This is a genomic window from Mycobacterium hackensackense (assembly GCF_025822555.1).
Taxonomy (GTDB): domain Bacteria; phylum Actinomycetota; class Actinomycetes; order Mycobacteriales; family Mycobacteriaceae; genus Mycobacterium; species Mycobacterium fluoranthenivorans.
Window position 1 is genome coordinate 44,410 of record NZ_JACKUC010000022.1, and the last position, 6,729, is coordinate 51,138.

Genomic DNA, 6,729 nt, shown 5'->3' on the forward strand with positions numbered 1-6,729 from the left:
CCCCAGCCCTCACCCCTCGGTGAGGAACTCGACTGCGGCGTTCAGCGCGGGGCGGTGCCGCAGGATCCGGTAATGCGCCAGGCGTCCGAGTCCCCGCGTGGTGATCAGGTTCGCCGACGGCCATACCGCGGCGATGCCGCGGCTCGTCTCGTACGGGCTGTCGCGGTCGTCCGGGTCGTGCACCAGGAGCAGCGGCGGGTTGTCCGCCCGGGCCGCCATCGCCGAGATGTCGGTGTCGAACAGCGGCATGCCGAGACGGCGGTCCAGGCGGCGGTGCAGCCGGCTGCGGATGCGTGGGCCGAAGCCGTGCCGGTCGGCGAACAGGTCGAGGTAGAGCGAGAAGTCACCCATCGGCGCCAGGAAGACCAGGCGTTCGGCCGATGTCCCCCGGGCTACGGCCAGTGCGGCGGCCTTGGCACCCAGGGAGTGGGCGACGATCGCGCGGGCGGCACCGTGCTCGCGCACCACGGCGCCGACTGCCTCGGCGCACTCCAGGATGGTGGTCCGCCCCGCTGCGAGCGCTCCGGGTTCGGAGTCGTTGTGGCTGGGCAGGTCGAAGGCGATAACGCGATATCCGGCCGCGACAAGCGGTTTGACGAAGACGCCCATATGCGCCCGGCAGCCGCCCCAGCCGTGCACCAGGTACACCGGCGGACCGTCACCCCACGCCTCCCCGGCGATCCGGTGGCCGTCCCACTCGGCTTCGATCGGCTGACTCGGCGGCACTCCGGGGGGCATGCGCTGGCTCAGATCGACCTCCGGCGGAGTGCACCACAGCTCGATCGCCCAGCGGGCGCCCCAGCCCGGTGCGAACCGTTCCAGCAGCCCGAATGCCCGGCGCACTCTCGGCTCGACGGGCGGTTCGACGCCCGAGCGTGCCTCATCCGGGTCGAGCTCTGTGTTCACCAGTCCCCCAGCCTGTGGGCCGCTACCGGCGGCTCGCGGCGATCATATCGAGGACTGCACGAGGTCGGCCGCGGGCTCATCGCCCAACCCCACCAACGGGCCACCCGCGCGGGCGATCACCGGACTGAGTGCGGCCAGCGCCGCCAGTGCCACCGACACCACGATGGCCCCGACGAAACCATGCGCATCCGTGGCCAGCCCCGCGCTGGCCGTACCGACCGCGCCGCCGATCAGCGTTCCGCTGTTGAGCCACCCGAAGGCCTCCGTCGTGGCGTGCTCAACGACCCCGCGCGACACCATGAGATAGAGCGCCGAGAGCGCGGGCGCGAATCCGAGACCCGACGCGAACAGCACCGCGAGTGCGAGCCCGTGCTGCTCGATGACCCCGAACAGTGCGGTCCCGACGGCGACCGTGGTGAGTGCCGCGGACAGGCCGCGTAGGCCGATTGTGCGGTGCCCCAACGTGATACCACCCACCAGCGAGCCGAAGCTGGCCACCGCGATCGCCGCGCCGGTCATGGGGCTCCCGACGCCGTAGCGGGCGACGACACCCACTTCGAGGGCGGTGAACGACGCGATCAACGGCAGGCTGGCGGCGATGGCGAGCACGACTGCCCGGTTTCGCAGGATCGCGCCGAAGCGCGTGCCACCACCTCCGGCAACCGATCGCACCCGGCGGGCGCTGAACAGAAACCACACCGTCCCGACCACCGTGATGACCGCCGCCACGACCAGCGGCAGCGCGGTCGAGAGCGTCGAGGCCAGGACCGTCACGGCAAGCGGCCCGACGACCCAACACACTTCCTGGGCGGTGGTGTCCAGTGCGAACAATGCGCGCAGGCCGGGCCCGGACACCATGTATGGGTACAGCGACCGGACGACCGGCGCCAGCGGGGGTACCGACGCGCCGATCAGCATCCCCAGCACCACGAGCGCCACCGGTGACGTCCCCGCCACCGCGAGGGCCACCAGCGAGACACCGTTCACCGCGGCCGCAATCATCAAGGTCGCCGTTCTGCTCGCCTTGCCGGCGAGTCGCGCGATCACAGGCATGGCGATCGCCTCGGTGACACTCACGGTGGCCACCACGGCTCCGGCCAGGGCATACGACCCGGTCTTCGCCTGAATGTGCAGCAGCACCGCCAGCGACAGCATGCCCATCGGCAACCGCGCGAACGTCTGCGATGCCACCACGGCCAGCACGGCCGGCGTCCGTAACAGACCTGCATACACCTTCACCTGCGGAACTGTACCGTCCAGACGGTACAGTACGGAATCGATTTACCGTTAGGCTCTGGCGATGAGTTCGGCACGTGACCGCATCCTCGACGCGTATGAGGAGTTACTGGCACTCGAGGGTGAGCGGTACGCGACGCTCGATGCCGTCGCGGCCAAGGCGAACGTGTCCAAAGGCGGCCTGCTCTACCACTTTCCGGCGAAGGACGAACTCAGCAACGCATTGTGCGAACGGCTGGTCGCGCTGGCCGCCGAGGATCTCGATGAGATGCGCAGCGCGGCCGAGGGTCCGGCGCGCTACTACGTGCGCACCTCACGCTATGAGGGAACCGCCCTGGATCGGGTGCTCGTCGCCGTCTCGCGACTACAGCAGGCAGGCAATCCGCGTGCCCGCGCCGCCATCGAAGAGGCATCGAACAATTGGCTGGCCCTGCTGCACGCCACCCTGGGCGATCTCGCCATGGCCCGGGCCGTCAAACTGATCGGCGACGGCCTGTACTACAACGCGCTGTACCGCTCGGTCGACGGGCGTCCGGACCCGTCCGCCGGCGACGACGAACTCCTTGCCGTCATCGACCGGATCACCGGAATCGCTACCTGAGACCGAGCGGTGTCGCGACGATCGCCAGCGAATCACCGACAACGGTCAGTTCGCGCGAGCCGATCCGCTCGGCCAGCCGGCGACGCAGTTCCATGCCCGCTTCCTCGTCGAGGGTCAGGAAGCTCGAGTAGGTGAACAGCAGCTCGATCCACTGTTCACCGACGAACTGCAGGGTGCGCGGATACTCCGTGAGCGCGACGCCGAAGCCGGCCGCCTTGAGTGCGTCGGTGACACCGTCGGTGTCGTTCGTGCGGGAGTAGGCGGCGACCTCCAGGTGGTCCCGGTAGATATCGTCCATCTCGATGCCGATGGGGCGCTCGGCGCGCAGCCGGTTCCACAGCAGTGCCAATCTGCCTCGCTCGCTGAGGATCTCGGTCACCTTCGGCAGGGCGACGGCCGGGTCCACCCAGTGAAACGACGCCGCGAAGGTGACCAGATCGAATCGTCGGCCGGCCGGATCCCAGGTCTCGAAGGTCGCGATCTCGGTCTCGATTCCCTTGGCCCGGGCGAATTCGGCCATCCGCTCGTCGGGTTCGACGGCGAGGACCTGCACCCCCTTGTCGGCCAGTTGGCGCGCGACCCTGCCGGTGCCGGCACCGACGTCGAGTGCGGTCTTCGCGCCGGTGGCGAGTAGATCGTCGATCAACGGTGCGGGGTAGCCAGGCCGGTGCGCGTCGTAACGCTGCGCGGCCCCGCCGAACGAATTGGCTCGTCGACGATCGGTGAACAGGCGGGTGGACGGCGGCATGTGGCCGACGGTACCGAGCAGCCCTGTGACGACGCTGGGGCCGTGCTGCATTCGCGATCGTGATCGGTGAGTTGCCGAACCGAAATCAGCCCAAACCACAGTGGCCACATTGGTCACACAGGCACAATTAATCACACGAACCTCATTCATCACAATTTCGCCGAAGCAGCCAATCATGAGGAAACGAATTCTGCGCGCGGACCGTCTCGGCGGAACGAAGAGGTGTCACCGTGTGGGTGATCACGCACCTGAACTGGGCTGATCGCGGCGCGCAGGCGCGATTAGCCGACCCCGAGCTCCATACTCACCAGCCCCACAAGAAGTAATACAACCCATAGAGCACACTAAGTATCAGCCGCCAGTCTGTTTATCTTTCGCCTCATCCGTAAACTCCACACACGCCAGCAGTAATGAATATTTCTCGACCACACCGTTATCGATCAGAAGGTCTAAGGGGAAGACTCGGATGAGCGTGCGAACGGCCCTCATGGCGGGCGCAGTGGGTGGTGCGATCGGTGTCATTCCGTTGAACGTGGCGGTACCGGTCGCCGATGCAGAACCCAATTGGGATGCCATGGCGCAGTGCGAATCGGGCGGAAACTGGGCCGCCAACACCGGAAACGGCTTCTACGGCGGTCTGCAGTTCACGCCGTCCACGTGGGCGTCCAATGGCGGTGTCGGCTCGCCGTCTGCGGCAAGCCGGGGCGAACAGATCAGAGTGGCCCGAAATGTGCTGCAAACCCAAGGCATCGGGGCATGGCCGGTGTGCGGTGGGCCAGTGGCGCAGGCAGTCAGCACATGTCGGCTTCTGGTGTCCTGGATCCCGGTCGGTCGGTTGCCGCACCTGTGCTCAGAGGTCCTCAAACCCTTTACCTGACAGCGTGTCTCACGACTGATCGGTCAGCACAGGTGTGTGAGGCGGCAGAACGGGGAATTGTGGCGCGGGTGGGGGCCGGTCCTGGGCGCGTTGCCCGGGTCGGTGGCGGCAGGCTCGGGCGCAACCGGCTCAGGCGCCGGTGCCGGGCTCGGTAACGTGGCCGGCATGGTCCAGATGCCGATCGGCTGTCCAGACGGACCGTAGTAACTGGCCGCCGCGGCCGCCATCAACCGCAGCTGCGTCGGCTGCGCGTCGGGCTTGACGTGAAAGAACACCCAACCGTCAGCGTCACCGCTGACCGGGGATGGCAACGGTGGCATCGTCAGCACGGCCGGCGGCACAGGGCGCAGTTCCTCGCCGTTGCCGGTGTCCAGACGCAGGCCGGCGTTGAAACCGGTGGTCTCCAGCGGTGCGGTGGCACCGCTGATCGAGATCTCGATGCCGAGTTCCAGTTGGTCACTCTGACTTTGGTGGGTCAGCACGAGATTGTCCGCTCGCGGCGTCACTGTCATCCCCCGCGCGGATTCGGCGGTACCCAGAGGTGCGGCCACCGGCGCCGCAGCCGTCGGTGTGGGCTTGGCGCTCGAACTCGGATTGGCGAGCACGTCCATGATGGACGCGTGATGAGCAGGCTCTGCTGAACAGCCGACCGTGACGAGCACGGCGACGATTGCGGCTCCGCGTCGAATCAACATGTCCATTGAACGGGTACTTTCGCACACCGGTCGGCCACCGCGACAGCCCAGGTGGCGCCTGGCGCCAGACCGCACGAAGTCCTCGATGGTCAACGCGGCAAGCTGACAGGACGATGTTCCGATCCAGGTGTGACGGCCAGCAGCGCGGCGCCGACAGTTCCGGCGCCGACGGCAAGCGCCAGGCCCAATGCCCTTTCGACGGGCGGTAGCTGACGCCACGCGATGATGATCGCCGCTACGTCACCGCCATCAGTGATCAGGCCCGCAAGCAGGTTCGGTCTGATCGATGAACGATTACGCTCGGCACCAAGCACACTCAGCCCGATACCGACTTCGCGGGCGCCCATTCCACGCACAAACACGCCGGCCGCCGGGGTTGCGCCGCCGAGGCCCGTCATCGATTTCCCGACGATTGCCGGCGCCACGAGGCCTTTTGTCTGCCTACACCCCCCGGGTAGGCACCTAACGATCTCCCCCGATCGGGGACGGCGCGGGGGCCGCCGAGTCCCCCCGTTTGGCGGACGCGCGCCGGCTTGCGCAACCCCACATGTTTGTCACCGCACGTGCACGCGTGGTGCGCCCGGTCGCGGTGGATGGTCGGGTGTGTGGCGGGTCGGTGTGCGCCGATGACGGTGGCATCAGATGTTGCTCGTTGTCGTGGCATGGCTGGTGATTGATATTTCAGTCCGATATATGTAACTGCGTGTACTTTTCGCCCGGTCCAGTGGTTTTCGGTGGAAATGATGAAAGTCGCGCAGGCGGGTTCCCGTCCTGGGTTGCGCTCTTCCTGAGCGTTGCTGTGAGCGAGGTCACGGTTGGTGGGGCGTTCGGTTTCGAGCCTGGTTCCCGACTACACCTTGCAGAGACCCGTCGTAGCTGACGGGCCGGGGATCTGATGTGGGGGGAATGGTCGTGGGGGATTTTCTGCCGGGTGACCGGTCGGGGTGGAGTGTCGGTCGGTGGTGGCAGGTCAGCTTCGCGTTGATCGTCACGGTGGCGCTCACCGTGGGCGGGGTGCACTGGCTTTCTGACCGTGACCGGCCCGGTGCGGGGTCAGTGTCGCTGGCTCAAGGATTCGCCGATGCCGCGTTGGCCGCATTCAGTGGATCCAGCACCGTCACCGTGACCGATTCGGCGTTGACGGCGGGGCAGCGTGCGGCGGGCTTGCCGACCGACCCTGTTGCCGGGTTGACCTCCAACACTGCGGCCGGGCCGGTGCAGGTGGTGCTGCCCGCAGGTTTGGGTGCTGCCCAGCACACCTCCGGTGGGCAGGTGGTCTACCCCGATACCGGGGCCGGGTTCGACATGCTGGCCGAGAACACCGCCACCGGGACCCGCACGGTGGCCCGCATCAACACTCCTGCTGGGGTGCGGATGGTCACCACCTTCGTGCGCACCCCGGCCGATACGGTGATGCTGGCCCACACCAACGGCTACCTGACCATCAACCGGGCCACCCCGACCGCCGAGACCGTGGGCATGTTCGCCCCGGCCGAAACCCGCGACGCCACAGGGCGACTCGTCCCGTCGTCGTACGTGGTCAAGAAGGTCGCCCCGCAGCTGTATGCGTTGGCCGAGGTGATCGATCCCCGCCCCGACACCGCATGGCCGGTCTATGTGGACCCGCCCCTGCATGTCGGCGGCCTGAGTGGGGCACCGCTGCCGA

Annotated in this window: 7 protein-coding genes and 1 pseudogene; 3 read left to right on the forward strand and 5 right to left on the reverse strand. The window is 67.4% G+C overall.

Annotation, left to right across the window (positions count from 1 at the left end):
• Positions 1-9: 9 nt before the first annotated feature.
• Both H7J86_RS01360 and H7J86_RS01365 read right to left on the reverse strand, forming a co-directional pair.
• A complete protein-coding gene (locus tag H7J86_RS01360; RefSeq protein ID WP_267288894.1) occupies positions 10-906 on the reverse strand; it encodes an alpha/beta fold hydrolase in 897 nt (298 codons plus the stop codon).
• Positions 907-948: 42 nt separating this feature from the next.
• Positions 949-2,145, reverse strand: a complete 1,197-nt coding sequence (locus tag H7J86_RS01365) for an MFS transporter (RefSeq protein ID WP_267288896.1) — start codon at positions 2,143-2,145, stop codon at positions 949-951.
• A gap of 61 nt (positions 2,146-2,206) precedes the next feature.
• Between H7J86_RS01365 and H7J86_RS01370 the strand changes: the two genes are divergently transcribed.
• Complete coding sequence (locus tag H7J86_RS01370) at positions 2,207-2,743, forward strand: TetR/AcrR family transcriptional regulator (protein ID WP_090364496.1); 537 nt, start codon at positions 2,207-2,209, stop codon at positions 2,741-2,743.
• On the opposite strand, the gene H7J86_RS01375 is transcribed toward H7J86_RS01370, so the two are convergent.
• Positions 2,736-3,491 carry a class I SAM-dependent methyltransferase gene (locus H7J86_RS01375; protein ID WP_267288898.1) on the reverse strand — a complete coding sequence of 252 codons (756 nt, stop codon included), beginning with the start codon at positions 3,489-3,491 and terminating at the stop codon, positions 2,736-2,738. The genes H7J86_RS01370 and H7J86_RS01375 overlap by 8 nt on opposite strands.
• Positions 3,492-3,957: 466 nt before the next feature.
• Between H7J86_RS01375 and H7J86_RS01380 the strand changes: the two genes are divergently transcribed.
• On the forward strand, positions 3,958-4,368 hold the full coding sequence (locus tag H7J86_RS01380; RefSeq protein WP_276064891.1) for a transglycosylase family protein: 411 nt from the start codon (positions 3,958-3,960) through the stop codon (positions 4,366-4,368).
• Positions 4,369-4,391: 23 nt separating this feature from the next.
• Here the strand turns inward: H7J86_RS01380 and H7J86_RS01385 are convergent, their stop codons facing one another.
• Entirely contained in the window at positions 4,392-5,069 is a 678-nt protein-coding gene (locus tag H7J86_RS01385; RefSeq protein ID WP_267288900.1) for a hypothetical protein, read from the reverse strand.
• An 83-nt stretch (positions 5,070-5,152) separates the two neighbouring features.
• Positions 5,153-5,488, reverse strand: coding sequence for a hypothetical protein (locus H7J86_RS01390; RefSeq protein ID WP_267288902.1), 336 nt, complete (start codon positions 5,486-5,488; stop codon positions 5,153-5,155).
• 487 nt (positions 5,489-5,975) lie between these two features.
• Here H7J86_RS01390 and H7J86_RS01395 point away from each other — a divergent pair.
• Positions 5,976-6,729: pseudogene (locus tag H7J86_RS01395) on the forward strand (HNH endonuclease); the annotation flags it as partial.

Coding starts and splice junctions, on each gene's coding strand:
- H7J86_RS01370 (WP_090364496.1), top strand. CDS start 2,207: ATGAGTTCGGCACGTGACCGCATCCTCGACGCGTATGAGGAGTTACTG.
- H7J86_RS01375 (WP_267288898.1), bottom strand. CDS start 3,491: ATGCCGCCGTCCACCCGCCTGTTCACCGATCGTCGACGAGCCAATTCG.
- H7J86_RS01380 (WP_276064891.1), top strand. CDS start 3,958: ATGAGCGTGCGAACGGCCCTCATGGCGGGCGCAGTGGGTGGTGCGATC.
- H7J86_RS01385 (WP_267288900.1), bottom strand. CDS start 5,069: ATGGACATGTTGATTCGACGCGGAGCCGCAATCGTCGCCGTGCTCGTC.